The following is a 26,361-nucleotide window of genomic DNA, read 5'->3' on the forward strand; positions in this document are numbered from 1 at the left end:
CGATCATGAGCGATGCATTGCTTTCCGTCCGCAATCTGCGGGTAGAATTCCCCACCCGTCGCGGCGTGCTGACCGCGATAGACGACGTGTCCTTCGACATCATGCCCGGCGAGGTTCTCGGTGTGGTGGGTGAATCCGGCGCGGGCAAATCCCTGACCGGTGCGGCGATTATCGGCTTGCTGGAACCGCCGGGTCGGATCGCTGGCGGTGAAATCCTGCTCAAGGGGGAACGGATCGACAATCTTGGCGCCGAACCCATGCGCAAGATCCGGGGCAAGCGGATCGGCATGGTGTTCCAGGACCCGCTGACCAGCCTGAATCCGCTTTATACAGTCGCCCAGCAACTGATCGAAACCATCCGCACCCACGTCGATATTTCCGAAGGCGAGGCGCGCAAAAGAGCCGTTGCGCTTTTGGACCGCGTGGGCATTCCTGCTGCGGCAAGGCGTATCGACGACTATCCGCACCATTTTTCAGGCGGTATGCGGCAGCGTGTTGTCATTGCGCTTGCACTCTGCGCCGAACCGGAATTGGTCATTGCAGACGAACCCACAACCGCGCTGGATGTATCGGTACAAAGCCAGATCATCGACCTGATCAAGGAAATCTGCGCCGAACGGGGCGCATCGGTCATGCTGATCACCCACGACATGGGCGTGATCGCGGAAACCGCCGACCGTGTGGCGGTACTTTATGCCGGCCGGATCGCCGAGGTCGGGCCTGTGCGACAGGTGATTACCGCACCTGAACACCCCTATACCGCAGGGCTGATGGGCTCGATCCCAACGCTGACGCAGACCGACGCGCGGTTGGTACAGATCCCCGGTGCGATGCCGCGCCTGAATGCGATCCCCCAAGGCTGCGCCTTCAATCCACGATGCGAAAAGGCATTTGACCGCTGTTTTAAGGAACGGCCCGAACCGATCCTGCGCAACGCCGACGGGCGCAAGGTTGCGTGCTGGCTATATGAAGCCATCGAAACCCCTGCACAGGAGAAGGCGAATGGCTGATGCGCTACTGAAAATCGAGCACCTGACGCGGTATTTCGATATCTCGAAGCCATTCCTGAACCGGATTCTGGAACGGGATGAAAAACAGTTCCTGACAGCCGTCGCCGACGTGAGCTTTGAAATCAAGCGCGGCGAAACCTTCGCACTTGTCGGCGAAAGCGGATCGGGTAAATCAACGATTGCAAAATTGGTGGTCGGCCTGCTTGCAGCGTCCGAAGGGACAATCGAATTCGACGGGAACACCATGGCCGGCACGTCAGGGACCGCCATGCGCGACCTGCGCCGCCGGTTCCAGATGATTTTTCAGGACCCCTTTGCAAGCCTGAACCCGCGGTGGCGTGTCGGTGATATCATCGCGGAACCGATCCACACATTCGGCCTGCTCAAGGGGGCCGACGTGACCAACCGCGTGGCTGAATTGCTTGATACCGTGGGTCTATCCGCCAAGGATGCCGAGAAATTCCCGCATGAATTTTCGGGTGGCCAACGCCAAAGGATCGCCATAGCGAGGGCGCTATCATCCAAGCCGGAATTCATCGTCTGCGACGAACCAACCTCGGCGCTGGATGTGTCTGTACAGGCGCAAATCCTGAACCTGATGAAAGACTTGCAAGACGAAATGGGCCTGACCTACCTATTCATCAGCCACGACCTGTCCGTGGTGCGGCACATGGCCAGCCGGATTGGCGTGCTTTATCTGGGGCGGCTGGTCGAAGTGGCCGACGGCAAGCGTCTGTTTTCAAATCCACAACACCCCTACACCCAAATGCTACTTGATGCGGTGCCCGATCTGGCGCTGTCGGGACGCCGGCGGAAACCTGTTGACGGAGAGATCCCCAACCCCATCAACCCGCCGCCGGGTTGTGCATTCCACCCACGCTGTCCGCTGGTGATGGATCGCTGCAAGGTCGAAGCCCCCCGCCAGGTTCAGACAGAGACCGGTTATGCGGCTTGCTTTGCGCTGGAAAAAAAATCCGGTGCCTCAAGAGTGAGGCAGCGTTCATGAGACAAAGCCGAAAAATTGCGTTTTTGAGATGAGAAGCTGATAACCAGATGAACGGGTGTTCATTGGCTTGGCAAAGAACATGCCCGGTCATAACGCTTTGGTTGCAGGGTCACGTCCTGCGGTGCTTTTCAAAGACCAAATATGTATACATATGCATACAGGACTTTCCGCCGCGCGCATGTTAAACTATCGGACAACAAGATTCCCTTCGCCACGGAGACGCAGAATGTCCAAGATCAAGGTAGAAAACCCCATCGTCGAACTCGACGGTGATGAAATGACCCGCATCATATGGCACTTCATCAAAGATAAGCTGATCCTGCCCTATCTGGACTTAGACCTGCTGTACTACGACCTCGCGATGGAAGTCCGCGACGAAACCAATGACCAGATCACCATCGATGCTGCCGAAAAGATCAAAGAAATCGGCGTTGGCGTGAAATGCGCGACGATTACGCCTGACGAGGATCGGGTCGAGGAATTCGGCCTCAAACAGATGTGGCGATCCCCCAACGGGACGATCCGCAACATCCTTGGCGGTGTCGTGTTCCGCGCGCCCATCATCTGCAAGAACGTGCCCCGCCTTGTTCCCGGCTGGACCGATCCGATTGTGATTGGCCGCCATGCCTTTGGCGATCAGTATAAGGCAACTGATTTCCTGATGCCCGGCCCCGGCAAGCTGACGATGAAATTCGTGGGCGAAGATGGCACAGTGATCGAGAAAGAGGTCTATGACGCGCCGTCCGCCGGCGTGGCGATGGGCATGTATAATCTTGATTCCTCGATCATCGATTTTGCCCGGGCATCGTTCAACTATGGCCTGAACCTTGGCTGGCCGGTCTACCTTTCGACCAAGAACACGATCCTGAAGGCCTATGACGGGCGCTTCAAGGATCTGTTCCAAGAGGTGTTTGACGCCGAGTTCAAAGACAAATTCGAAGAAGCCGGGATCGAATACCAGCACCGTCTGATCGACGATATGGTCGCTTCTGCGATGAAATGGTCCGGCAAATTCGTATGGGCCTGCAAAAACTACGACGGCGACGTACAGTCCGATACGGTCGCGCAGGGGTTCGGGTCACTCGGCCTGATGACAAGCCAACTGATGACACCCGACGGCAAGATCGTCGAAGCCGAAGCGGCACACGGCACCGTCACCCGCCACTACCGCCAGCATCAGGCGGGGCAAGCGACCTCGACCAATTCGATCGCGTCGATTTTTGCATGGACAGGCGGGCTCAAGCACCGCGCCAAGCTGGACGATAACGCAGAGCTGATGAAATTTGCCGAAACGCTGGAAAAGGTTGTCGTTGATACCGTCGAAAGCGGCTTCATGACCAAGGATCTGGCCCTTCTGGTTGGCCCCGATCAGGGCTGGCTGACCACCGAAGGGTTCCTTGAAAAGATCGACGAGAACCTCAGCAAGGCTCTGTGATCAAATCAGGCCGCCGCACAGGGCGGCCCTTTTTTGCCTTGGGTTATGCACCTTTTCTGCATGGGCAAACCGCTTGATGAATAAGGGGCTAGCATTTGCTGCGTATGCACTGTATCCGCGCGGCAACTTACCCAAAAGGCAGACCTATGGATATCCGCAATATTGCGATCATCGCGCACGTTGACCACGGCAAAACGACACTTGTTGACGAACTTCTCAAGCAATCCGGCGTGTACCGCGAAAACGAGGCCACGCAAGAGCGGGCGATGGACAGCAACGATATCGAGCGCGAGCGCGGCATCACCATTCTGGCAAAATGTACGTCAGTTGAATGGAAAGGCACCCGCATCAATATCGTCGACACCCCCGGCCACGCCGATTTCGGTGGCGAGGTCGAGCGAATCCTGTCGATGGTGGACGGTGTTGTGCTGCTGGTCGATGCCGCCGAAGGCCCGATGCCGCAGACCAAATTCGTAACCTCCAAGGCGCTGGCATTGGGTCTGCGGCCCATCGTGGTCGTCAACAAGGTGGACAAATCCGATGGCGAGCCTGACCGTGCGGTTGACGAAGTGTTCGATCTGTTCGCAGCACTTGAGGCCAGTGATGAGCAGCTTGATTTCCCATCCATGTTCGCATCCGGCCGTGCCGGCTGGTGTGATGCCGAACTGGACGGGCCGCGCGAAAACCTTGATGCGCTGTTCGACATGATCGTAGAGCATGTGCCGACGCCAGCGCAGATCACCCGCAAGGACGAACCGTTCCAGATGCTGGCTACCACCCTGTCGGCCGACCCGTTTATCGGGCGGATCCTGACAGGCCGTGTCGAAGCAGGCACGCTCAAGGCAGGCGAGACGATCAAAGCCATGTCGCGGACGGGCGAAAAGCTGGAACAATTCCGCGTCTCGAAAATCCTCGCGTTCCGTGGTCTGGGCCAACAACCCATTGATCTTGCCGAAGCGGGTGACATCGTCACCATCGCCGGCATGTCCAAGGCGACCGTGGCCGACACGCTGTGCGACCCCAGCATTGACACCCCCATCCCGGCCCAGCCGATTGACCCGCCCACCATCACGGTCACCTTCGGCATCAACGACAGCCCGCTGGCTGGTCGCGACGGCAAAAAGGTACAATCCCGCGTCATCCGCGAACGCCTGATGAAAGAATCCGAAGTCAACGTGGCGATCAAGATCGCCGACACTCCCGGCGGCGACGCCTTCGAGGTGTCGGGCCGTGGCGAACTGCAAATGGGTGTTCTGATCGAAAACATGCGCCGCGAAGGGTTCGAGTTGTCGATCTCGCGCCCTCAAGTCATCTTTACCGAAGAAGACGGTCAGCGCATGGAACCTGTCGAGGAAGTCACCATCGATGTGGATGACGAATACACAGGCGTCGTGGTCGAAAAGCTCACCGGCCCGCGCAAAGGCGAACTGGTCGAAATGAAGCCTGCAGGTGCCGGCAAGACCCGCATCATCGCGCATGTGCCATCGCGCGGCCTCATCGGCTATCACGGGGAATTCCTGACCGATACACGCGGGTCTGGCGTGCTCAACCGGCTGTTCCACGGACGTACGCCCTACAAGGGCAAGATCGAAGGCCGCCGTCAAGGTGTACTGATCTCGATGGAAAACGGCACCTCCGTGGCCTTTGCCCTCTGGAACCTCGAAGACCGCGGCAAGATGTTCATCGGCGCACAGGAAGCGATCTATACCGGCATGATCATCGGCGAACACAGCCGTGAAAACGATCTGGAAGTGAACCCGCTCAAGGGCAAAAAACTGACCAACGTGCGCGCATCCGGCACCGACGAGGCCGTGCGCCTGACCACGCCCGTCACCATGTCGCTGGAACAGGCGATTGCCTATATCGACGACGATGAACTGGTCGAAGTCACGCCCAACGCAATCCGCCTGCGCAAACGGTATCTGGACCCTCACGAGCGCAAACGGCAGTCGCGCGCAAGCTAACGGCCTGCTCCGGCCGACCAAAACTGCAAACGGCGAATACATCGTATCCGCCGTTCTTGTCTGTCCTGTACCTATTTCATGTCGGTCCGTCCGGTCAGCCGATCTCTTCGACGATGCTCAACTCGCGTTGACTGGCCCCTTTGGCAAAGGTTAACGCCTCTTGATAAGCATCTGAATAATAACAGTCATGCGCCGCTTGCAAGCTGGGAAAACGGGCCACGACGTTGCGCGGGCGGTCAGGCCCCTCCAACTGTTCATAGGCACCGCCACGGGCCAAAAAGACACCGCCATGATCGGCAATCGCACCAGTGGCGCGTTTGGCGTATTCGCCATAAGCGGCCTCGTCCGTCACGGTGGCATGGGCAATCCAGAGTGCACTCATTTCAATTCCTCCAACACAGTTTTCGCCGCGGCAATCGCAGCATCGGCATTTCCGACAGAGGCACCGCCGCCCTGAGCCATGTCAGAGCGTCCACCACCACCTTTGCCGCCCAGTTCCGGCGTAGCAGCACGCAGAATATCAACCGCCGAGACACGGTCGGTCAAATCGGCTGTCACACCAACGGCAACGGCCGCCTTGCCGCCGGTATCGGCAATCAACAGCACCACACCACTTTTCATGGATGTCTTCATTTCATCAATCAAGGCGGGCAGGTCCTTGCCGGTCACACCCTTCAGGACTTGCGCCTGAAACGCGACGCCATTGATGACCTCGGACGGCACCGCTTCTTTCGCGCCACCACCTATCGCCAGTTCACGGCGCAATTGCGCCACCTCGTTCGACAGTGCCTTACGCTCATCCATCAGCGCCTTCACACGATCAGCCACTTCCGATGCAGGCGCTTTCAATGCGGCGGCGACTTCGCCCAATCGTTTATCCTGCTGATGCAGATAATCCAGCGCCGCCTGCCCTGTCAGCGCCTCGATCCGGCGAACACCCGCGCTTGATGCGCTGTCACCCAGTGTCACAAAGGCGCCGATCTCACCCAATTGTTGCACATGCGTCCCGCCGCAAAGTTCAAGCGAATAGGTGTTTCCGCCGGTCCCCTTTCCGGACCCTTCTTGGTGGCCCATCGACACAACGCGTACCTCTTCGCCGTACTTCTCACCAAAAAGCGCCTGCGCACCCATGGCGCGGGCGTCATCGGGGGTCATGATACGGGTGTCGACCGGGCTGTTCTGGCGAATGACCGCATTCACATCCCGTTCGATCTGTTCCAGTTCCGCTTTATTCAGCGGCTTGTTGTGGCTGAAATCAAATCGCAACCGGTCAGGCGCATTCAACGACCCGCGCTGTGCGATATGATCGCCCAGCACCTCGCGCAGTGCTTCGTTCAACAGGTGCGTGGCCGAATGGTTTGCCTGTATTTTGGCCCGCCGCTGCGGATCGACCGCCAACTCTGCGCCCTGTCCTTTATGCAGATGCCCCTCGGTCACCTTGGCGAAATGCACGTAAACTTCGCCGAATTTCTTGGTATCGGTGATCTCTGCCTTGCCGGTTTCCGTGCGCAAAGTCCCTGCATCACCGACCTGACCGCCAGCCTCGGCATAGAAAGGGGTCTGGTTCAGAACGATCTGCACCGTGCCATCGGTATGATCCGTGGTCTGCCCATCCACAACGAGTGCCGTAATCTGGCCTTCGGCGCTCAGCGTGTCATAGCCCAGAAAATCTGTTGTCCCGCTTGCATCGGCGATATCGAACCAGATCGCACTGTCGGCGGCCTCGCCTGTGCCGGACCATGCGGCGCGTGCTTTGGCCTTCTGTGCGGCCATCGCAGTATCGAAGCCTGCTGTGTCAACCGAACGCCCCTTCTCGCGCAGCGCATCTTGGGTCAGGTCAAGAGGGAAGCCGAAAGTATCATAAAGCTTGAACGCCGCCTTGCCGGGCAAGGCCGCATCCGCGGGCAGACCGGCCAATTCTTCATCAAGCAATTTCAAACCGCGATCCAACGTTTGCTTGAAGCGCAGTTCCTCGTTCAGAAGGGTATCTTCAATCAGACGCTGACCCCGCCCCAATTCAGGATAGGCCGCGCCCATCTGTTGGACCAGCGCGGGTACTAGACGGTGCATCACCGGATCTTTGCTGCCCAGCAGATGCGCATGGCGCATGGCACGCCGCATGATACGCCGCAGCACATAACCCCGGCCCTCGTTGGACGGCAGCACACCTTCGGCAATCAGGAACGAGGTCGAGCGCAGGTGATCCGCAATCACCCGGTGATGGGTGTTGCCCGGTCCGTCGGGGTTACTTGATGTCACATCCGCCGAAGCCTCGATCAATGCGCGCATCAGGTCGGTGTCATAGTTGTCATGCTTGCCTTGCAGCAGGGCACCAATGCGCTCCAGCCCCATGCCGGTGTCAATCGACTGCATCTCGAGAGGCTTCATCGTGCCATCCTCGAACTGCTCGTTTTGCATGAAAACGATATTCCATATTTCGATGAATCGGTCACCGTCTTCCTCGGGCGATCCCGGAGGGCCGCCCCAGATGTGTTCGCCGTGGTCATAAAAAATTTCGGTGCAGGGTCCGCAAGGGCCGGTCGGCCCCATACGCCAAAAGTTATCATCGGTCGGAATACGGATGATGCGATCGTCGGGCAGGCCCGCAACCTTTTTCCAGATGGAGGCGGCTTCATCATCGGTGTGATAGACGGTCACCAACAGGCGGTCTTTGTCGATGCCAAAATCCTTGGTCAGCAACTCCCACGCAAAGGCGATCGCCTCGGCTTTGAAATAATCACCAAAGCTGAAGTTGCCCAGCATCTCGAAAAACGTATGGTGGCGCGCGGTGTAGCCCACGTTATCAAGGTCGTTATGCTTGCCTCCGGCGCGCACGCATTTCTGGCTTGACGTGGCGCGGACATAGTCGCGTGTTTCCACCCCTGTAAAAAGGTTCTTGAACTGCACCATACCTGAATTGGTAAACATCAGTGTCGGGTCGTTGCGCGGCACCAGCGGGCCGGAAGCAACGATCTCGTGGCCCTGTTTCCCAAAGTAATTCAGGAAGGTCGAACGGATGTCAGCAAGACTTGTCATTAGCGCGCTTTCAGGCAGTGATCTCTGTTGAAGTGCAGAAATAACCCCGCGCCCGCACACTGTCCACCGACAATGCATGCCGGAACTTTATCACCGAACCAATACACTGCCGCCGTAATGAAAAAGGGCACCGCAGATCACGGCACCCTCTCAATGACTATTCGCGATTATCAGCTGATGACATGCACGCGGCAGCCGCTCGACCTTGGTGGCGTCACACCTCTACAAGGTCGTCGCCACCATCATCTTTGCTCCCTTCGGGCAGATCGAAATCCAACCCATGAGCAGCGCGGATCTTATCCTCGATCTCCAAAGCGATTCTTGGGTTTTCCTTGAGGAATACCTTGGAATTTTCACGCCCCTGACCGATACGTTCATCGCCGTAGCTGAACCAGGCACCCGATTTCTCTACGATCCCGGCCTTGACACCCAGATCCAGCAACTCGCCCGTTTTCGAGATGCCTTCGCCGTACATGATGTCAAATTCCACCTGCTTGAACGGTGGCGCCACCTTGTTCTTGACCACCTTCACGCGGGTCGCGTTGCCCACAACCTCGTCGCGGTCCTTGATCGCACCGATGCGGCGGATATCCAGACGGACAGAAGCATAGAATTTCAGCGCATTGCCACCTGTCGTCGTTTCAGGCGAGCCGAACATCACGCCAATCTTCATCCTGATCTGGTTGATAAAGATCACCATGCAACCGGACCGGTTGATTGATCCGGTCAGCTTGCGCATCGCCTGGCTCATCAGGCGGGCGTGCACACCGACCGAACTGTCGCCCATGTCGCCTTCCAATTCGGATTTCGGTGTGAGCGCCGCCACGGAATCGACCACGACAAGGCTCACCGCGCCGGACCGTACCAGCGTATCGACAATCTCAAGCGCCTGCTCACCTGTATCGGGCTGCGAAATCAGCAGCTCGTCCAGATTGACGCCAAGTTTCTTGGCATACTGCGGATCCAACGCATGTTCGGCATCCACAAAGGCGCAAACGCCGCCCTTCTTTTGCTCTTCCGCGATGGAATGCAGGGTCAGCGTTGTCTTGCCGGACGATTCCGGGCCATAAATCTCGATCACGCGGCCCTTGGGCAGACCACCAATTCCCAGCGCGATATCAAGACCCAGCGAACCCGTAGATGTCGCCTCGATCTCGGGCATCTGGTTCTGGCCGCCAAGCTTCATGATCGAGCCCTTGCCGAACTGTCGTTCGATCTGTGCAAGCGCGCTTTCCAGCGCCTTTTCTTTATCTGCGGTCTTCTTGTCAGTCATTTTGAGGAGTTCTGCCGTTGCCATGTGTCCTGTCCTTATTTCACGCGCCCTGCTGGGCAGCAATCACTGCTTTTGTTCTTATTGTGTTCTCATTGTTCATGAGATCAAAAGCAGAACATTGCAACATAAAATTTCAATAGCGAGCTTCATCCAGGAGTGGTTAAGGAATGGTTTATACCGTAGCATCACGCCCATGTAACACGAAAGACACCAATCAAATGCTTGTTTTCTGGAAAGAAAATCTGGTTCTGCTGGCAGTGCCGAAAACGGGCTCCACTGCGTTGGAGGGGGCTTTGGCGCCCCGCGCCTCAATGGTGTTGCGCGATCCGCCCGAACTGAAACATGCGCCCTGCTATCGCTACAAACGATTCTTGAAACCGTTTTTTGCCCAGGCCGGTGGGCAAAAACCCGAACTGATGGCCGTTGTCCGCCATCCGGTCGATTGGCTGGGAAGCTGGTACCGTTATCGCACACGCCCCGACCTGATCGGTCATGAGAATAGTACCATCGACATCAGTTTCGATGACTTCGTGCTGGAATACTGCAAGGGAAACCCCGCCTCATTTGCCAATGTCGGATCGCAAAACAAATTCCTGCGGATCAACGAGGGCGAGATTGGTGCGCAGCATCTTTTTCAGTATGAACAATGGGACAAGGTGATCGGCTATCTGGAACACCGGTTACAGATGACAATCACGCTGAAACAGAAAAATGTGTCGCCCGTGATGGGGCTGACGCTCTCGCCACAAGCAGAAGCAAAGCTACGCGACAAACGCCCCGAAGAATTCGAGGTCTGGGAACACGGGCGACGGTAGGATCAAGCCCGCGTCAAAGTCCGCCGCACCGCGTTTTTCCATCCCGCATAGCGCCGTTCGCGCGTTCCTTCGTCCATCTGCGGCTCAAATCGTTGGTCCAACGCCCAATTCGCCGCAAAACCGGCCTGATCGGGGTAAACACCGGCCCGCATACCCGCAAGCCATGCAACACCAAGCGCCGTGGTTTCCAACACGGTCGGTCTGTCCACTGGCGCACCAATAATATCCGACAGGAATTGCATCGACCAATCAGAGGCGCTCATCCCGCCATCGACGCGTAAAACACCCTCTGTATCAGTGTTTTGCCAGTCACTCTTCATCGCTTCCAACAGGTCACGGGTCTGAAAACCGACGCTTTCCAATGCCGCCCGCGCAAACTCGGCGGGGCCGGAATTGCGGGTCAGTCCGTAGATCGCACCGCGCGCATCCGCATCCCAATAAGGCGCGCCAAGGCCGGTGAACGCCGGCACCAGATACAGTTCTTGACCCGCATCCGCCGTTTGCGCCAAAGGTTGCGTTTCCTTCGCCTCGCGGATGATCTTAAGCCCGTCACGCAGCCATTGGACAACCGCACCGGCAATAAAGATCGATCCTTCCAGCGCATATGTCGGCTTGCCATCGAACTGATAGGCAATGGTGCCCAACAAGCGATTCTGGCTTTCCACCAACGTATCGCCGGTGTTGAGCAGCGCAAAGCAGCCTGTGCCATAGGTCGATTTCAACATCCCCGGCGTGAAACAGGCCTGCCCGATGGTTGCGGCCTGCTGGTCGCCTGCCACGCCAAGGATCGGAAGTTCCTTGCCGAAAAGATCAGCCCGCGTCATGCCAAAGTCTGCTGCACAATCAAGAACTTCCGGCAGCATCTTCATCGGAATACAGAAACGGTCGCAAATCGTTGTGCTCCACCGGCCCTTGCGGATATCGTAAAGCATGGTGCGTGCGGCATTTGTGGCGTCAGTCACATGTCGTTTGCCACCTGTCAGCTTCCAGATCAGATAACAATCGACCGTGCCAAACAGAAGATCGCCAGCCTCGGCCCGCGCACGCGCACCTTCGACGGTGTCGAGAATGTAATTTACTTTCGTGCCGGAAAAATACGGGTCTGCCAGAAGGCCGGTCTTCTGCGTGATCGTCGCCTCGAACCCCTCTTTGCGCAGCACCTCGCAGAACGGGGCTGTACGCCGGTCCTGCCAGACAATCGCATTGTGGATCGGCTCGCCTGTGGTCTTGTCCCAGACCAATGTTGTTTCGCGCTGGTTGGTGATGCCGATCGCGGCTACATCGGCGGCAGTAATCCCCGCCTTTTCAATCGCGCCACGGCAGGTCGACGCCACCGAAGACCAGATATCGGAGGGATCATGTTCGACCCAGCCCGACTGCGGGAAATATTGCGTGAACTCTTCCTGTGCCGTCGCCTTGATGCGCATCTGGGCATCAAAAATGATTGCACGGCTTGATGTGGTGCCTTGGTCGATGGCCAGTATATAGGTCATACGTCCCCCTTTGTCGTTTTGTTTCAAGCCGCCATGAAAGCGTCAAGTGCCACAATCTGATCCTTGGTCAACCGCAAACCCAGCTTGGACCGTCGCCAGACCACATCTTCGGCGGTGCGAGCGTATTCCTTTGACACGAGCCATTTGACCTCGGCTTCGGTCAATGTCGCGCCAAAGTCCTGACCCAGATCGCTCGCTGCCTTTGCATCATTCAAGATCGCACGCGCCTCGGTGCCGTACCCCTTGATCAGGCGCAGCGCCCACCGCGCATCAAGAAACGGATAATCCGCCTGCAAATCAGCAACCAGCCGGTCGCGATCCTTTACTTTGAAATCACCGCCCGGCAACGCGGCGTCAACTGTCCAGGGTTCACCGCCGCCGACCAGCGGGCTGAGCTTTTTCAACGCATTCTCAGCCAGTTTGCGATAGGTCGTGATCTTGCCGCCAAAGATGTTCAAGAGCGGCGCGCCGTTTTGATCCAGTGACAGAACATAATCGCGGGTCGCTGCCGTGGCTGACCTTGCCCCGTCATCATAAAGCGGGCGCACGCCCGAGTAGGTCCAGACGACGTCATCGCGGGTCACCTGCCTTTCGAAATACTGCGAGGCAAAGGTGCAAAGATAGTCCTGCTCTTCATCCGTTGCATAAGGCGTCTGTGACAGGTTCTCATGCTCGCAGTCCGTGGTGCCGATCAGCGTGAAATCCGTCTCGTAGGGAATGGCAAAAATGATCCGCCCGTCTTCGCCCTGAAAGAAATAGCTCTTGTCGTGATCAAATAGCTTTCTGGTCACGATATGGCTGCCACGCACCAGACGCACGCCCTCTGACGTGTTGAGCCGTGCCACATCGCGCAGGATGTTTTCAACCCAAGGGCCACCGGCATTGACCAGCGCCCGCGCCGTATATGTCTGCTGCGCGCCATCGTGCTCTGTCACAATCTCCCATTGCCCATCGACACGGGCCGCGCTGACCACCTTGGTGCGGGTCAGGATCGTTGCACCCCGTTCTTCGGCATCGCGGGCGTTCAGCACCACAAGGCGCGAATCCTCGATCCAGCAGTCAGAGTATTCATAAGCCTTTTGGAACTTATCCTTTAGTGGCACGCCGACTACGTTCTGCGTCAGGTCCACAACACGCGTCCCGGGAAGGATTTTCCGCCCACCCAGATGGTCATACATGAAAAGGCCCAACCGGATCAGCCACGCAGGCCGCCTGCCCTTCATCCACGGCATCACAGTCGACAACAGTTTGGACGTCGGGGTGTCATTCTCGAACCGCATATCCTTGTGGTAAGGCAGCACAAAACGCATCGGCCAAGAGATATGCGGCATGTTTTTCAGCAGCACTTCACGCTCAATCAGCGCCTTGCGGACCAGACCGAACTCGAAAAACTCAAGATACCGAAGGCCCCCGTGAAAAAGCTTGGTCGAAGCCGAGGATGTGGCCGAGCCAAGATCATTCATCTCGGCCAAGCCCACCTTCAGCCCGCGCCCCGCCGCATCGCGCGCGATGCCGCAGCCGTTGATGCCGCCACCGATGATGAAAATGTCAAAGTCCGCGTCCATGTGGTCCCTCATATGGTTGCATCCGCTGTAGTCGCGTCACTTGCGGGTGCAAGTCACAACGCAGAAGATGTTCGCGTAATCCGATACGAAAGCATTAGGAAATCCATAAGCGTCATATTTATAACGGTTTTACCTTGCCTTATGTTCGCTTATTGACATAAGCGAACCCATGGACACCGAAACTCGCCTGACGCACATCCGCACGCTTGCCCAAGCGCAGGGCAAGGTCACTGCGACCGTCCTTGCCGCTGATCTTGGTGTTGCTGTTCAAACCATCCGCCGCGATCTGCGCCAGCTTTGCGCTGCCGGGTTGCTGGAGCGTGTTCACGGTGGCGCCGTCCTGCCCTCTGGCGTCAGCAACATCGGCTATGGGGACAGGCGCGCCCTGCACCGCGACATCAAGATCAGGATCGCCCGGCGCACCGCCCGGCTGATCCCCGATAACGCCTCGCTTTTTCTCAACATCGGCACCACGACCGAGGCGGTGGCCCATGCCCTGCACGCCCACTGCAATCTGATGGTGGTGACCAACAACCTCAACGTCGCCAATATCCTTGCCAGTAACCCAAGCTGCGATGTGGTGGTGGCAGGCGGCAGTCTGCGGCGTTCGGACGGTGGATTGGTAGGTGATCTGGCGGCACTGGCGATCGACCGCTTCAAGGTCGATTTCGCGGTGATCGGGGCATCGGCCATCGATCTCAGCGGGGATCTTCTAGATTTCGACCCCGAAGAGGTGCGGGTCAGCCAACAGGTGATCAAATCAGCACGGGCCACGATCCTTGTGGCCGACAGCAGCAAATTCACCCGCAAAGCGCCGGTAAAGATTGCGTCGCTGGCGCAGGTGGATCACTTTGTGACGGATCGAGTGCCGTCGGAGGCGCTGATAAATCGCTGTGCGGATTGGGGAACGCGCCTAAGCTGCGTCTGACCCTTTGAACCCTGTCGCCACAACGAATTTTTCCGAACTATCCGACCGCGACGCAGGCGGTTTGACATTCGCCACCTTCGTGAACCGCGCCTTCAACAGCTTTTGCAAGTCACCCTCGGCGCCGCCGGCCAGAACCTTGGCAATAAACGTCCCGCCTTCTTCCAACACATCGAAGGCGAAATAGGCTGCCGCTTCACATAGCGCGATGATGCGCATGTGATCGGTCTGTTTATGCCCCGAAGCCGAAGCCGCCATATCCGACATCACCACATCGGCTTTACCGCCCAGCCATTCGCGCACCTTGAGGTCGGCGTCATCCTCAAGAAAATCGAGCTGGTGGATTTCGGCCCCAGCAACGGGCTCTACCTCTTGCAGATCAACCCCCAGCACATATCCCTGCGCCTTGCTTGTCCGTTCGCCAAGCGTATTGGCGCGCTTGACCGCAACTTGCAGCCAACCACCCGGCGCACAGCCCAGATCGACAATGCGGGCACCCGGCACCAGAAAGCGGTACTTGTCGTCCAGTTCCAATATCTTGTAGGCCGCGCGCCCGCGATATCCGTCAGCCTGCGCGCGCTTGACGTAGGGGTCGTTCAATTGCCGCTGCAACCATTGGGTCGAGCTGAGCTTGCGGCCGCGCGCGGTTTTCACCTTTACGGTCAAATCGCGCTGTCCGCGCCCGGAGGTATTCTTTGTGGGTTTCTTGGCCATGCCTGCCTATCCCCTAAAACGGCGTGTCTTCCAAGACCCCATGCGCAGACATTTGCGCATAAAGCAGGCCTTCGCGCAGACCACGGTCCGCCACGGACAGGCGATCCGTCGGCCAAAGCCGCATGAGAGCCTGCAAAATCGCGGAGCCCGACATGATCAACGCCTGCCGGTCCTTGCCGATACGCGGGTCGGAACGGCGGCCAGCAGGCCCCAGCGACAGGTAATCGCGGATCACGGTGTCGATCTGGTCCGTGGTCATCCGCAACCCGTCGACTTTGGTCCGGTCATAGCGTTTCAGACCCAGATGGCTTGCGGCGACCGTGGTCACGGTGCCACTGGTACCGATGATCTGGAACCCTTCACGCGCCTGCGCTGCGGCATAGGGGGCGAAAGCCTCAAGGCTTTCCTCAAAGAACCAGCTCATCAAGGCAAAGCGTGCAGCGTCATCCTCTACATCGGAAAACTGGTCACGCAGGGTCGCGACGCCCAACGGAACGGATATCCAGTCCACGACCTTGGCGGCTGCAAACGGGCCGGGGTCAGACTTGAAACCGGCGTGCAGGCGCATGATCGCCCTTGGACGTTCACGCTTGGGGACATTCGTCAAATCAATCCACACCAATTCGGTCGATCCGCCACCAATGTCGACGACCAGCAGTTGTTCGGTATTCATGCTGACCAATGGCGCACAGGAAATCACCGCAAGGCGTGCTTCCTCTTCGGGTTTTATGATCTCGAGGTTCAGCCCCGTTTCACGCCGCACCTGCGAGATAAAGTTGTCACCGTTCAGCGCACGGCGACAGGCCTCGGTCGCGACAAGGCGCATATGCTGCACCCCATGCCGCTTGAGTTTTTCGCGGCAAATGCGCATGGCAGAAATTGTCCGGTTCATCGACGCGCGCGACAACCGGCCCGTGCTTTCCAGCCCCGCGCCCAATTGCACGGATTTGGAAAAACTATCAACCACATGAAACTGGCTGCCCTTTGGTTGGGCAATCAGCATGCGACAACTGTTCGTGCCCAAATCCAATGCTGCATAAAGCTGCGCCGGATCAGGCGGTTTCGGCGCGGAGGTATCGACCACTTTGGGGAACGCGCCCGCACCTTTGGGACGCTTGGGCGCCATAACTCACGCCCTCCATTTTCGAGTTAACTTGAAGCTAGGGGGCCGAACAGGTTTGCACAAGGCTTGTCATGCGTTGTCATGTAAACGCTCACAACCTTTATGCAAATTATGAGGGCGCACAGCGGTGTCGCAGGCAAGCGCCATGGGTTAGCAATTGACGCGGTCGCTGACTGCACGTCGCATGTCGAAAACCGACATTGAGGTGGGTTTCGCGATGATAGAACGAGAGCACGATAAACAAGGGGAATCACATGGCGGACGTCACAATCGTCTATTGGCGCGATATGCCGGCGCAGGTCATCGTGGGCCGTGGACGACGCGGGGTGAAACTGCCCTTGCCGGAACGCTTCGAGCAGGCAATCGACCGTGCCGCGATGAAATCGGGCGCCGCCGAGTCCGATGATTACATGGCGGGCTTTCGCAAGGCCGACCCCATCCCCGTCGATGGCAGCGATCAGGAGGCCGCAGAGACCACTGTCGCCAAAATCGATGCTGACTATGACCAAGAGCGGATCAAGACGCTCATCGCCAATGACGGCTGGGCTTGAACACCCCGCCCCCTTTCCCTTTTCGCACCCTTGGGAGGTCGCTTATGTCCTTGCTTTCATTCCGCAAAAACAAAGATGTCGTCGAGACGACCGTAAACCCCGAAGTGGAGTCCTTCCTTAAGGACTATTCCATCGAAGTAATGCCGCGCACGGCCGAAAAGGTCGAGGATTTCCGCGATCTGCTGCCCGCCGGCACCCGTGTCTATATTGCCCACATCGAAGGCACCCCGATCGAGGATATGGTGGCAACCGCCAAGCGCCTTGCAACGGACGGCTATAAAGTCATGCCGCATTTTCCTGCGCGCATCATCAAGGACGAAGCAACGCTGTCCGACTGGATCGCTCGCTATCAGGGCGAAGCAGACGTCGATCAGGCGCTTTTGCTGGCCGGTGGCGTGGCCGTGCCGCATGGCGACTATCATTCTTCCATGCAACTGCTGGAATCCGGTCAGTTCGACAAGGCAGGTTTCAAGCGCCTGCACGTCGCAGGCCACCCAGAGGGCAACCGCGACATCGACAAGGACGGATCAGACAAGAATGTGATGGAAGCGCTGCGCTGGAAGCAGAAGTTTTCCGAAACGACAGACGCGGATATCGCGCTGGCCACACAATTCGCCTTTGAAGCAGGGCCGATCATCGCTTGGGCCGATGCCTTGCGGGATGCAGGCATCACCCTGCCCGTTCACATCGGCATCGCCGGTCCGGCCAAACTGCAAACCCTGATCAAATTCGCCATCGCATGCGGCGTCGGTCCCTCGCTCAAGGTGCTGCAAAAGCGTGCGATGGATGTCAGCAAGCTGCTGCTGCCCTACGAGCCCACAGATGTGCTGAGCCAGCTTGCCGCCCACAAGGCTGCCAACCCTGACTTCAACATCACCAATGTTCACTTCTTCCCGCTTGGCGGCATCAAAACCAACGCCAACTGGGCCATTGCACACGGCGGCGCATCCGCTGTCCCTGCTTCTCAATCCTAAGGACCTCACATGACACGCACGATTGTCGAATCCAAAACCAAGACTGCCATCATCGGGTTCGACCAGCCCTTTTGCGTGATCGGCGAGCGGATCAACCCCACGGGCCGCAAAATTCTTGCCGAAGAACTCGAACGGGGCGATTTCAGCCGTGTTGAGGCCGATGCGATTGCGCAGGTCGCCGCAGGCGCAAATATCCTCGACATCAATTCTGGTGCTGTCTTTTCCAACAAGATGGCCGAAGACCCGCGTTATGCCGACAACAACTTCGTCGAACCGCCCCTGATGCGCGAGATGGTCCAGCGTGTGCAGGCCATCGTCGATGTGCCGCTGTGCATCGACAGCTCTGTGCCCGGCGCACTGGAAAACGGTCTGGCCGCAGCCGAAGGCCGCCCGCTGCTGAACTCTGTCACCGGCGAGGAAGAGCGCCTTGAACTGGTCTTGCCACTGGTCAAGAAATACAACGTGCCTGTCGTGGCGATCTCAAACGATGATACAGGCATTTCCGAAGACCCTGACGTCCGCTTTGCCGTTGCCAAAAAGATCGTCGAACGCGCCGCCGATTTCGGTATTCCCGCCCATGATATCGTGGTCGATCCGCTGGTGATGCCCATCGGCGCAATGGGAACCGCCGGCTTGCAGGTCTTTACCCTTGTGCGCCGCCTGCGCGAAGAACTGGGCGTGAATACCACGTGCGGCGCGTCCAACATCAGCTTCGGCCTGCCCAACCGACACGGCATCAACAACGCCTTTCTGCCCATGGCGATGACGGCCGGGATGACCTCTGCGATCATGAACCCTGTTGCCCTGCCTATCGGCCCCAAGAAGATCGCGGAAAAGAAAGCCGAGATTGCCGCCGCCGGAATCATCCTGCCCGAAGACATCGACGACGAGGTTTTCGTGCAGCTTTTCGGCTTGGGATCGACCAAACCACGTGCAAGCAAGGAAATGGAAGCCATCCGCGCAGCCAACTTCCTGACCAACAATGACGCATCCGGCAACGAATGGATCAAGTTCAACCGTGTCGCCCCGAAAGAAGGCGAAGGCCGCGCGCGCACCGGACGCCGCCGTCGCGGCTAGCTTTAGCCTTTCACCCGCCCTGCCAAAGCGCGCAGGGCGGTGTTGAGTACCAGCATATCGCCACCGACCCCAAGGAACGTCACCCCTTTCCGGGCGTATTCCGCGAACCGGCTCTCATCAAAGGTGATGATCCCTGCGATCTTGCCCGCAGCGACAATGCGCGCAATCGCATGGTCAATCGCCTTCTCGACCTCGGGATGGTCGGGTTGGCCGGGATAGCCCATATCCGCTGACAGGTCCGCCGGACCGACAAAGACACCATCCACACCTTCAGTGGCGGCAATCGCGTCGATATTCGCAACCGCAGCCGCACTTTCCGCCTGTACCAGCAGGCAAACCTGCGCATTGGCCGTATGGGGGTAATCTGTCACCGATCCGAACCTGGTGGCGCGCGCCAATGCCGCACCCATGCCGCGGCTACCTTCGGGCGGATAGCGCATCGCACGGGCCATCGCCTGCGCCTTTTCGGCGTTATCGACCATCGGTACCAGCACGGTCTGGCACCCCAAATCCAGCACCTGCTTTACCATCCACCCCTCGGCATTGGCGATGCGGACAACAGCAGATGTCCCGCTTATTGCAAGTGCCTGTAACTGCGACAGTATTTCCGACACCGTGTTCGGCCCGTGTTCACCGTCGATCAGGCACCAGTCAAAGCCGGCGTTCCCAGCAAGCTCTGCCAGAACAGGCGTGCCGGATGTCAGCCAGATACCGGTTTGTAACTGACCGGTCTGAAGGGATTGTTTCAGCATGTTGACGGGTGTCTGCATCAGGTGGTCTCCAAAGAAATACGCGCCGATGCGATCACATCGGCGCGTTCATGGCAACCTCATAGCGTTGGGTGCTAGCGGTAATAAAGCGACTTCCCGTTGTGGAAAATTTGCACCTTTTCAGGAACCGCAGCCATGCGTACGGATTTTCCGCGCAATTCCGCGTGAATGCCCGGCAACTTGCCGATCACGGCGTCATTGTCGCCCACCTTGTCAAAATACAGCAGTGTGACTTCGCCAAGCGCTTCGGTGATATTCACCTTGCCCTCGAATGCGAAATCGTCACCATCGGTCGAGATCATATCCTCGGGGCGGATACCGATATTGACCTTGAGGCCCTTGTCGGACGTCCGCGTCGGCACCGCAGATTTCGCGAACCCGCCTGCATCGAGCTTGACTGTCGTCTGTTCGCCAGTCTCGACAATTTCACCCGCTAGCAGGTTCATCGCAGGCGAGCCGATGAATTGGGCCACAAACTCGTTTTCGGGGCGCTCGTAAAGCTCGAGCGGTGTGCCAACCTGTGCAATGCCCTTGTTGGCCAGCACCACGATCCGTGTCGCCAGTGTCATCGCTTCGACCTGGTCATGCGTGACATAGATCATCGTGCTGTTGGGCATGGATTCCTTGAGTTGCGCAATCTCGATCCGCGTGGCCACGCGCAATGCGGCATCGAGGTTGGAAAGCGGTTCGTCGAAAAGGTAAACCTTGGGGTCCCGCACAATCGAGCGGCCAATCGCAACACGCTGGCGTTGCCCACCGGAAAGGGCCTTGGGCAAGCGGTCGAGATATTCGTCAAGCTGCAATATCTTGGCGGCGCGGTTCACGGCCTCTTCGATCTCTGCAGGGGTTTTCTTGGCCAGCTTCAGGGCGAAAGACATGTTATCGCGGACGGTCATGTGGGGATAAAGCGCATAGGACTGGAACACCATCGCGATGCCCCGCTGCGCGGGTGGCACATCGTTCACCACCGTGCCGTCGATTTCAAGCGTGCCGCCGGTGATCTTTTCCAGACCCGCGATCATCCGCAACAGCGTGGACTTGCCGCAGCCTGACGGACCGACAAAGACAATCAATTCACCCGTTTTGATGTCGAGGTTGATGTCCTTGAGAACATCAACAGCCCCCCCGTAGGTCTTGGCGATGTCCTTCAGTATCAGATCAGCCATGTCTCACTCCCCTTGAAATTATGACTTGAGCGCGAGGCAAACCTGCCACGGCCCAAGATGCAGTCTGCCGTCTGCGGATGTATGGGCACTGCCCAACTCGGCACCGATCGGTGTCCAGCTCCCCTCGGGCAGATCGAAATCGGATGGTGTTTCGCTCACGTTGAAAGCGCAGAAAATCGTCTGATTGCCATCTGACCGCGTGAAATAAACAACATCGCCTTTCGCTTTCACACTGTCATGTTCGCCCACGCTCAGCGCAGGGTGCGTATGACGGAATGCAATCGCCTTGCGATAATGATGTAACAGCGCGCCGGGCTCTTCTTCCTGAGTTGCAGCCGACATATGCAGATGCTCGGTCGCGACGGGTAGCCAGGGCTGTGCGGCAGAGAAACCACCGTTCTGGTTGCTCTGTTCCCATACCATCGGTGTGCGGCATCCGTCGCGGCCCTTGAATTCCGGCCAGAATTCAATGCCATAGGGGTCTTGCAGGTCTTCAAAAGCAACATCCGCCTCGGGCAGGCCCAATTCTTCGCCTTGATAGAGGCAGACCGATCCGCGCAGACACATGATGAGCGTGGCAAACATACGCTGTGCCGCTGGCGGCAACTCCCAACGCGAGGCATGGCGCATGACATCGTGGTTGGAAAACGCCCAGCAGGCCCACCCGTCAGCCGCAACCTCATCGACATGGTTCATGACATCTACGATACGGGCGGCGGTTGGCTGATCCTTCGCCAGAAATTCAAAGGCATAGCACATCTGCATCAGATCATCACCGGCGGTATACTGGCCCATGATCTCGAGCCCAAGCTGGGCATCGCCTACCTCGCCCACGGCGGCAGCACCATAAGGCTCCATGACAGCACGCAGTTTGCGCAGGAAATCAAGGTTTTCCGGCTGGTTCTTGTCGTGAAGATGCTCTTGGTGGTTATAGGGGTTCACGGAAGGCGCGATTGTCGCGTTGCGCCGTTCGGGGGGAAGGCCCGGATTGTCACGCAATTGCGCGTCGTGGGTGTAAAAGTTGATGGTATCAAGCCGGAACCCGTCACACCCGCGGTTCAGCCAGAACCGCGCCACATCCAAAAGCGCCTCTTGCACGGCAGGTTCATGGAAATTCAGGTCAGGCTGGGCCACAAGGAAGTTGTGCATATAATACTGTTCGCGGCGCGCGTCCCAATGCCATGCAGAACCACCAAAGATCGACAGCCAGTTGTTCGGCGGTGTGCCGTCGGGCTTGGGGTCCGACCAGACATACCAGTTCGATTTGTCATTTGCGCGGCTGGTGCGGCTTTCCGCAAACCACGGGTGCTGGTCACTGGTATGGCTCAGGACCAGATCAATCATCACCCGGATGCCCAGACGATGCGCGGTTTCGACCACCGCGTCAAAATCGGCCAAGGTGCCGAACATCGGATCGACATCGCAGTAATCGCTGACATCATAGCCGAAATCCTTCATCGGCGATGTAAAGAATGGTGAAATCCAGATCGCATCTACCCCAAGCGAGGCGATGTAAGGCAGGCGCTGGACGATCCCCAAAAGATCGCCGATGCCATCGCCATTGCTGTCCTGAAAACTGCGCGGGTAGATCTGATAGATCACCGCCCCGCGCCACCAGTCTTTATCAACAGCCATCTCTGTATTCGAGGCAAGCGCCGTCGTCATTGTCTTTCATCCTAGGTTGAGTGCGGCCCCGTTCCCTTGGGCCGCAGTTGCTTATTTCACAGAGCCTGCCAGCAGACCGCGCACAAGGTACTTCTGCATCGCAAAGAAGACCGCCAAAGGCACCGCAATCGACACGAAGGCAGAGGTGGCAAGGATTTCCCAGTCACCGCCACGCGTCCCCAGCAGTTCCACGATCTGCTTGGTCATCACGGTCGTCTGACCCGATGAATCGATCAGGAACACCAGCGCGACCAGCAGATCGTTCCATGTCCACAAAAACTGGAAGATCGCGAACGACGCCAGCGCAGGAAAACTGAGCGGCAGGATGATCTTGGTGAATATCTGGAAATCCGTCGCACCATCCACCTTTGCGTTTTCGATGATATCGCGTGGCAAGCCAACCATGTAGTTGCGCAGCAGATAGATCGCCAAGGGCAAACCAAAACCGGTATGCGCCAGCCAGACCCCCAGATACCCCTTCCCGATCCCGATCGCGTTATGCAACGACAACAACGGGATCAGCGCCAATTGCAGCGGCACCACCAACAGTCCGACAATGACGGCAATCAGGATCGCGCGCCCCGGAAAGTCCATCCACGCCAGCGCATAGGCCGCGAACGCCGCAATCAGAATGGGAATGATCGTCGCCGGTATCACAACGGTCAGCGTATTCAAAAACGCCTTGGCCATACCTTGAGAGTTATCTTCATCAAAAAGAACGAAGTTATAGTTCTCCAGCGTAAAGTCCGGCGGAGTCACGACATCCAGCAACAGTCGCTGCGCACGGCCACTGATCTGGTCATCATCACCTTCCCAGACATACGTGCCATCCGCCTCAAGCGTCAGGGTTTCACCGTCGCCAAGGTCGGCAGTGGTGCCGGGCTCGAATTCACCCAGCCGGCGGCTTGATGTGCCCCATGCATTCAGCTCACCCCGAAAGTCTTCATCCTCAAAGATGTTGCCTTCGACCATGAACCGTCCGTTGCCCAGATCGATCCGGTTGGTGTCCGGGTCTGCAACGCGGATTTGCATTGTCTGCTCTGAGGGAAACAGCGCTGACCACCATCCCGAGGCGGTAATCTGATCCCCCGTCCGGAAGGACGAGATGAACAGACCCAGCGTCGGGAACAGCCAGAGCGCCACAAGCAGCACAACCGAGATATTCAGCGCCCACACGACTGCGGGCTTTCTTCCTGCCATCGCATCCATCACTGCGTCTCCTTGCGGGCGTTATAGACGTTCCAGACAAGGATCGGCGTCACCATCAGCATGATGATCATGGCCGAAGCCGACCCCATACCCCAATCGTTCGCACGGAACAGTTTATCGTACATATAGTTGGCCAGAACCTGCGTTTCCCACTGGCCGTTGGTCATCGCAAACACGATGTCAAAGACCTTGAGCGTGGCAATCGTGATCGTGGTCCAGACCACAACGATGGTCGACATGATCTGCGGAATCTTGATCTTGAAGAAAATCTGGAACGGGTTGGCACCATCAATGATCGCTGCTTCGACAGTTTCTTCGGGGATACCGCGCAGTGCGGCTGACAGGATCACCATGGCAAAGCCGGTCTGGATCCAGATCAGCACCGCCATCAGGAAAAAGTTATTCCAGAACGGTATTTGCAGCCATTGTACGGGCGCGTCCCCACCAAAGGTCAGATAAAGGTGGTTCAGAATACCGATCTGCGCGACATCCTCGGGACGGGCCTCGTAGATCAGTTTGAAGATCACGGCAGCACCGACAAAGGAAATCGCCATCGGCATGAAGATGATGGATTTGGCGATATTGCCCCACCTCAGCCGGTCCGTCAGTTGCGCGGACAAAAGGCCAAAGCCTGTGGCGGCAGCGGGTACAACGACCAGCCACAATACATTGTTACGCAAAGCTTCCATGAACTTGGGCTCTGCGAACATCTGGGTGTAGTTATCAAAACCGACAAAGGCGTATTCATTACCGGGCAGACGTTCGAGAAAACTCAGGCGCAGCGTCGCGAACACAGGGTAAGCCAGATAAAGCCCCAGCGCCAGAAGCGCAGGCATCAGAAACAACCATGGCCGGATCTGGTTGGCACGGTTGATGTTACGGCCGGCGTTTGGACCGCTGGGCTTGAACAAGACCTTATCAAGGAACAGGTTCGCACCGTAGAAGTAGCCGACGCAGCCGCCCACTCCGATAATGATCGTGATCAATCCTTGTAATGCCGGATTCATGGCGCCCTCCCCGTCGCGATGTATCTCTTACGGCTGCATGGAGCGCCGTTGGTAGGTTCGGACGGTCACCCGTCCGAACCGGTTCTTAATGAGATCCGTTCCTAACGACGCTGATTACTTCAGTGCATCCCAGCTATCCTGGATCGCACCGGTGACTTCTTCAGCGGATGCGCCGCCAACATAGTCAACCATGCCTGTCCAGAATGCACCTGCACCAATCGCACCGGGCATCAGGTCCGATGCATCAAAGCGGAAGGTCGTGGCGTTTTGCAGGATTTCGCCCTGACCACGCAGCGTGTCATCACCATATGTGGCAAGGTTCACCCCTGTATGTGGTGTCAGGAAGCCAGTCTGTGCCATCATCACCTCGTGGGCGATCGGCTGCTGCAGGAACTCCATGAAAGCCATCGTTGCGTCAGACGCATCCGTGACGGCCAGCAACGTACCACCGCCCAGTACAGGGTTGCCGAGGTCTTTTTCGGCGAAGGACGGAAAGTAGAAGAAGTCTGCGTCAGTTCCCAATTCCGTGCCTTCAGGGAAGAAAGCAGGCGCAAAAGATGCCTGACGGTGCATGTAGCACTGCGGCGGCGATGTGAAGAGACCTGTCGGGCTGTCGCGGAAGTCGGTCGAACCAACGGCAGCGGCACCACCGGCAACCATGTCGTCATTCTTGGCGAACATGCCGAATGTCTCGACTGCTTCGATCACGCGCGGGTCGTCGAACGGGATTTCGTTGGTCACCCAGCCGTCGTAGACCTCTGGTGGCTGCGTGCGCAGCATGATGTCCTCGACCCAGTCAGTCGCAGGCCAGCCTGTCGCCGCACCCGAACCCAGACCGATGCACCAAGGTGTTTCACCGTCAGCGATCATCTGCTCGGACAAGGCGATCAGTTCTTCCATTGTCTCAGGCACGTCGTAACCGGCATCTTCAAAGTTCTCTGGCGAATACCAAACCAGTGATTTGACGTTCACGTTGTAGAAGAAACCGAAGAACTGGTCGTCGCCGGTTGCGTCGGGATATGTACCCAGATCAACCCAGGATTGGCCTGCCGCATAGTTGTCGGCAACCCAGGACGCCATGTCGTCGCCCAGTGGCGTCACAAGACCTTGCGAGGCCATCGACGCAGCCAGACCCGGCTGCGGGAACACGGCGATGTTCGGTGCCGAACCGGCCTCCGAGTCGATCACGATCTGCTGCTCAAAACCGTCAGAGCCAGTATATGTGACGTTTGCGCCTGTTGCATCGGTGAAATAGGCGATCATCGAACGGAAGATGTCATCTTCAGGGGCCAGCCAAGGCCCGAAGATCGTGACATCCTGACCGCTAAGGTCCGGTGCGTTCGCAGCCCACTCGTTATAGCTGTCCCAGCTGAAGTCGCCTTCGCCCGGTGTAAACGCCAGATGGCCGGCTGCGCTTGCCGCACTCGCAGTGAGGGCAACCGCCGCCACGCTGGCATACAGTTTCGTTTTCATTGATTTTCCTCCCAATCGCGCCGCGAGGACGCATACCTTACTTCGCATTCTCATGCTGTCACTCCCGAATGCGCCAAGGAATCAAACCCCCAAAGCGCTTTGGATTTACC

General features: G+C 57.8%; 22 protein-coding genes. 9 read left to right on the top strand and 13 right to left on the bottom strand.

Annotated features, from left to right (window positions below):
- The first annotated feature begins 5 nt into the window (after positions 1-5).
- The 4 genes from R6T97_RS00820 to typA all read left to right on the top strand — a co-directional run bounded on the left by R6T97_RS00820 (position 6) and on the right by typA (position 5,415).
- Positions 6-1,010 (top strand): ABC transporter ATP-binding protein, encoded by a 1,005-nt coding sequence (locus tag R6T97_RS00820; protein WP_410347411.1) that lies wholly within the window; start codon positions 6-8, stop codon positions 1,008-1,010.
- A complete protein-coding gene (locus R6T97_RS00825) occupies positions 1,003-2,016 on the top strand; it encodes an ABC transporter ATP-binding protein (RefSeq protein ID WP_410347412.1) in 1,014 nt (337 codons plus the stop codon). Before R6T97_RS00820 ends, R6T97_RS00825 begins: the two co-directional genes overlap by 8 nt.
- Positions 2,017-2,242: 226 nt before the next feature.
- The gene (locus R6T97_RS00830; RefSeq protein WP_410347413.1) at positions 2,243-3,451 is read left to right on the top strand and encodes an NADP-dependent isocitrate dehydrogenase; all 1,209 of its coding nucleotides are present in this window, start codon (positions 2,243-2,245) and stop codon (positions 3,449-3,451) included.
- 146 nt (positions 3,452-3,597) lie between these two features.
- On the top strand, positions 3,598-5,415 hold the full coding sequence (gene typA, locus R6T97_RS00835) for a translational GTPase TypA (RefSeq protein ID WP_410347414.1): 1,818 nt from the start codon (positions 3,598-3,600) through the stop codon (positions 5,413-5,415).
- Between the two features lie 94 nt (positions 5,416-5,509).
- Here the strand turns inward: typA and R6T97_RS00840 are convergent, their stop codons facing one another.
- The 3 genes from R6T97_RS00840 to recA form a co-directional block, all read right to left on the bottom strand.
- A complete protein-coding gene (locus tag R6T97_RS00840) occupies positions 5,510-5,797 on the bottom strand; it encodes a DUF1330 domain-containing protein (protein ID WP_410347415.1) in 288 nt (95 codons plus the stop codon).
- On the bottom strand, positions 5,794-8,451 hold the full coding sequence (gene alaS / locus R6T97_RS00845; protein ID WP_410347416.1) for an alanine--tRNA ligase: 2,658 nt from the start codon (positions 8,449-8,451) through the stop codon (positions 5,794-5,796). Before alaS ends, R6T97_RS00840 begins: the two co-directional genes overlap by 4 nt.
- A 214-nt stretch (positions 8,452-8,665) precedes the next feature.
- Complete coding sequence (gene recA / locus R6T97_RS00850; RefSeq protein ID WP_410347417.1) at positions 8,666-9,748, bottom strand: recombinase RecA; 1,083 nt, start codon at positions 9,746-9,748, stop codon at positions 8,666-8,668.
- A gap of 194 nt (positions 9,749-9,942) precedes the next feature.
- Between recA and R6T97_RS00855 the strand changes: the two genes are divergently transcribed.
- On the top strand, positions 9,943-10,539 hold the full coding sequence (locus R6T97_RS00855; protein ID WP_410347418.1) for a gamma-glutamyl kinase: 597 nt from the start codon (positions 9,943-9,945) through the stop codon (positions 10,537-10,539).
- 2 nt (positions 10,540-10,541) lie between these two features.
- Here the strand turns inward: R6T97_RS00855 and glpK are convergent, their stop codons facing one another.
- Complete coding sequence (glpK, locus tag R6T97_RS00860; RefSeq protein WP_410347419.1) at positions 10,542-12,032, bottom strand: glycerol kinase GlpK; 1,491 nt, start codon at positions 12,030-12,032, stop codon at positions 10,542-10,544.
- A 23-nt stretch (positions 12,033-12,055) separates the two neighbouring features.
- Positions 12,056-13,597, bottom strand: coding sequence for a glycerol-3-phosphate dehydrogenase (gene glpD / locus R6T97_RS00865; RefSeq protein WP_410347420.1), 1,542 nt, complete (start codon positions 13,595-13,597; stop codon positions 12,056-12,058).
- A 169-nt stretch (positions 13,598-13,766) separates the two neighbouring features.
- Between glpD and R6T97_RS00870 the strand changes: the two genes are divergently transcribed.
- Positions 13,767-14,525, top strand: a complete 759-nt coding sequence (locus R6T97_RS00870) for a DeoR/GlpR family DNA-binding transcription regulator (RefSeq protein ID WP_410347421.1) — start codon at positions 13,767-13,769, stop codon at positions 14,523-14,525.
- Here R6T97_RS00870 and R6T97_RS00875 read toward each other — a convergent pair.
- Together R6T97_RS00875 and R6T97_RS00880 are read right to left on the bottom strand one after the other, a co-directional pair.
- The gene (locus tag R6T97_RS00875) at positions 14,511-15,236 is read right to left on the bottom strand and encodes an RlmE family RNA methyltransferase (RefSeq protein WP_410347422.1); all 726 of its coding nucleotides are present in this window, start codon (positions 15,234-15,236) and stop codon (positions 14,511-14,513) included. The genes R6T97_RS00870 and R6T97_RS00875 overlap by 15 nt on opposite strands.
- A 13-nt stretch (positions 15,237-15,249) precedes the next feature.
- Entirely contained in the window at positions 15,250-16,362 is a 1,113-nt protein-coding gene (locus R6T97_RS00880) for a Ppx/GppA phosphatase family protein (protein WP_410347423.1), read from the bottom strand.
- Between the two features lie 251 nt (positions 16,363-16,613).
- Here R6T97_RS00880 and R6T97_RS00885 point away from each other — a divergent pair, with 251 nt between their 5' ends.
- Genes R6T97_RS00885 through R6T97_RS00895 form a run of 3 tightly spaced genes read left to right on the top strand, consistent with a single transcriptional unit; the run spans position 16,614 to position 18,961 of the window.
- The gene (locus R6T97_RS00885; RefSeq protein ID WP_410347424.1) at positions 16,614-16,910 is read left to right on the top strand and encodes a virulence factor; all 297 of its coding nucleotides are present in this window, start codon (positions 16,614-16,616) and stop codon (positions 16,908-16,910) included.
- A gap of 44 nt (positions 16,911-16,954) precedes the next feature.
- Complete coding sequence (locus R6T97_RS00890) at positions 16,955-17,884, top strand: methylenetetrahydrofolate reductase (protein WP_410347425.1); 930 nt, start codon at positions 16,955-16,957, stop codon at positions 17,882-17,884.
- A 9-nt stretch (positions 17,885-17,893) separates the two neighbouring features.
- Complete coding sequence (locus R6T97_RS00895; RefSeq protein ID WP_410347426.1) at positions 17,894-18,961, top strand: methyltetrahydrofolate cobalamin methyltransferase; 1,068 nt, start codon at positions 17,894-17,896, stop codon at positions 18,959-18,961.
- 2 nt (positions 18,962-18,963) lie between these two features.
- Here the strand turns inward: R6T97_RS00895 and R6T97_RS00900 are convergent, their stop codons facing one another.
- The 6 genes from R6T97_RS00900 to R6T97_RS00925 form a co-directional block, all read right to left on the bottom strand.
- Positions 18,964-19,731 (bottom strand): HpcH/HpaI aldolase family protein, encoded by a 768-nt coding sequence (locus R6T97_RS00900; RefSeq protein ID WP_410347427.1) that lies wholly within the window; start codon positions 19,729-19,731, stop codon positions 18,964-18,966.
- A 74-nt stretch (positions 19,732-19,805) separates the two neighbouring features.
- Positions 19,806-20,897 (bottom strand): ABC transporter ATP-binding protein, encoded by a 1,092-nt coding sequence (locus R6T97_RS00905; RefSeq protein WP_410347428.1) that lies wholly within the window; start codon positions 20,895-20,897, stop codon positions 19,806-19,808.
- An 18-nt stretch (positions 20,898-20,915) separates the two neighbouring features.
- A complete protein-coding gene (locus tag R6T97_RS00910; protein ID WP_410347439.1) occupies positions 20,916-22,532 on the bottom strand; it encodes an alpha-glucosidase in 1,617 nt (538 codons plus the stop codon).
- Between the two features lie 81 nt (positions 22,533-22,613).
- On the bottom strand, positions 22,614-23,771 hold the full coding sequence (locus tag R6T97_RS00915; protein ID WP_410347429.1) for a carbohydrate ABC transporter permease: 1,158 nt from the start codon (positions 23,769-23,771) through the stop codon (positions 22,614-22,616).
- Complete coding sequence (locus R6T97_RS00920; RefSeq protein ID WP_410347430.1) at positions 23,771-24,778, bottom strand: carbohydrate ABC transporter permease; 1,008 nt, start codon at positions 24,776-24,778, stop codon at positions 23,771-23,773. The genes R6T97_RS00915 and R6T97_RS00920 overlap by 1 nt, the downstream gene beginning before the upstream one ends.
- A 114-nt stretch (positions 24,779-24,892) precedes the next feature.
- Positions 24,893-26,251, bottom strand: coding sequence for an ABC transporter substrate-binding protein (locus R6T97_RS00925; protein ID WP_410347431.1), 1,359 nt, complete (start codon positions 26,249-26,251; stop codon positions 24,893-24,895).
- Positions 26,252-26,361 lie beyond the last annotated feature (110 nt).

Origin of the sequence: Yoonia sp. (genome assembly GCF_046498525.1) — a bacterium.
Classification (GTDB): Bacteria; Pseudomonadota; Alphaproteobacteria; order Rhodobacterales; family Rhodobacteraceae; genus Yoonia.

What these genes read in the sequence shown, in the direction of transcription:
- R6T97_RS00900 (WP_410347427.1), bottom strand. Translation starts at nt 19,731, where the DNA reads ATGCAGACACCCGTCAACATGCTGAAACAATCCCTTCAGACCGGTCAG.
- R6T97_RS00855 (WP_410347418.1), top strand. Translation starts at nt 9,943, where the DNA reads ATGCTTGTTTTCTGGAAAGAAAATCTGGTTCTGCTGGCAGTGCCGAAA.
- R6T97_RS00890 (WP_410347425.1), top strand. Translation starts at nt 16,955, where the DNA reads ATGTCCTTGCTTTCATTCCGCAAAAACAAAGATGTCGTCGAGACGACC.
- typA (WP_410347414.1), top strand. Translation starts at nt 3,598, where the DNA reads ATGGATATCCGCAATATTGCGATCATCGCGCACGTTGACCACGGCAAA.
- R6T97_RS00920 (WP_410347430.1), bottom strand. Translation starts at nt 24,778, where the DNA reads ATGAATCCGGCATTACAAGGATTGATCACGATCATTATCGGAGTGGGC.
- R6T97_RS00925 (WP_410347431.1), bottom strand. Translation starts at nt 26,251, where the DNA reads ATGAAAACGAAACTGTATGCCAGCGTGGCGGCGGTTGCCCTCACTGCG.
- R6T97_RS00825 (WP_410347412.1), top strand. Translation starts at nt 1,003, where the DNA reads ATGGCTGATGCGCTACTGAAAATCGAGCACCTGACGCGGTATTTCGAT.
- R6T97_RS00910 (WP_410347439.1), bottom strand. Translation starts at nt 22,532, where the DNA reads ATGGCTGTTGATAAAGACTGGTGGCGCGGGGCGGTGATCTATCAGATC.
- alaS (WP_410347416.1), bottom strand. Translation starts at nt 8,451, where the DNA reads ATGACAAGTCTTGCTGACATCCGTTCGACCTTCCTGAATTACTTTGGG.
- glpD (WP_410347420.1), bottom strand. Translation starts at nt 13,597, where the DNA reads ATGGACGCGGACTTTGACATTTTCATCATCGGTGGCGGCATCAACGGC.
- R6T97_RS00830 (WP_410347413.1), top strand. Translation starts at nt 2,243, where the DNA reads ATGTCCAAGATCAAGGTAGAAAACCCCATCGTCGAACTCGACGGTGAT.
- R6T97_RS00895 (WP_410347426.1), top strand. Translation starts at nt 17,894, where the DNA reads ATGACACGCACGATTGTCGAATCCAAAACCAAGACTGCCATCATCGGG.
- R6T97_RS00915 (WP_410347429.1), bottom strand. Translation starts at nt 23,771, where the DNA reads ATGGATGCGATGGCAGGAAGAAAGCCCGCAGTCGTGTGGGCGCTGAAT.
- recA (WP_410347417.1), bottom strand. Translation starts at nt 9,748, where the DNA reads ATGGCAACGGCAGAACTCCTCAAAATGACTGACAAGAAGACCGCAGAT.
- R6T97_RS00840 (WP_410347415.1), bottom strand. Translation starts at nt 5,797, where the DNA reads ATGAGTGCACTCTGGATTGCCCATGCCACCGTGACGGACGAGGCCGCT.
- R6T97_RS00870 (WP_410347421.1), top strand. Translation starts at nt 13,767, where the DNA reads ATGGACACCGAAACTCGCCTGACGCACATCCGCACGCTTGCCCAAGCG.
- R6T97_RS00880 (WP_410347423.1), bottom strand. Translation starts at nt 16,362, where the DNA reads ATGGCGCCCAAGCGTCCCAAAGGTGCGGGCGCGTTCCCCAAAGTGGTC.
- R6T97_RS00820 (WP_410347411.1), top strand. Translation starts at nt 6, where the DNA reads ATGAGCGATGCATTGCTTTCCGTCCGCAATCTGCGGGTAGAATTCCCC.
- R6T97_RS00885 (WP_410347424.1), top strand. Translation starts at nt 16,614, where the DNA reads ATGGCGGACGTCACAATCGTCTATTGGCGCGATATGCCGGCGCAGGTC.
- R6T97_RS00875 (WP_410347422.1), bottom strand. Translation starts at nt 15,236, where the DNA reads ATGGCCAAGAAACCCACAAAGAATACCTCCGGGCGCGGACAGCGCGAT.
- R6T97_RS00905 (WP_410347428.1), bottom strand. Translation starts at nt 20,897, where the DNA reads ATGGCTGATCTGATACTGAAGGACATCGCCAAGACCTACGGGGGGGCT.
- glpK (WP_410347419.1), bottom strand. Translation starts at nt 12,032, where the DNA reads ATGACCTATATACTGGCCATCGACCAAGGCACCACATCAAGCCGTGCA.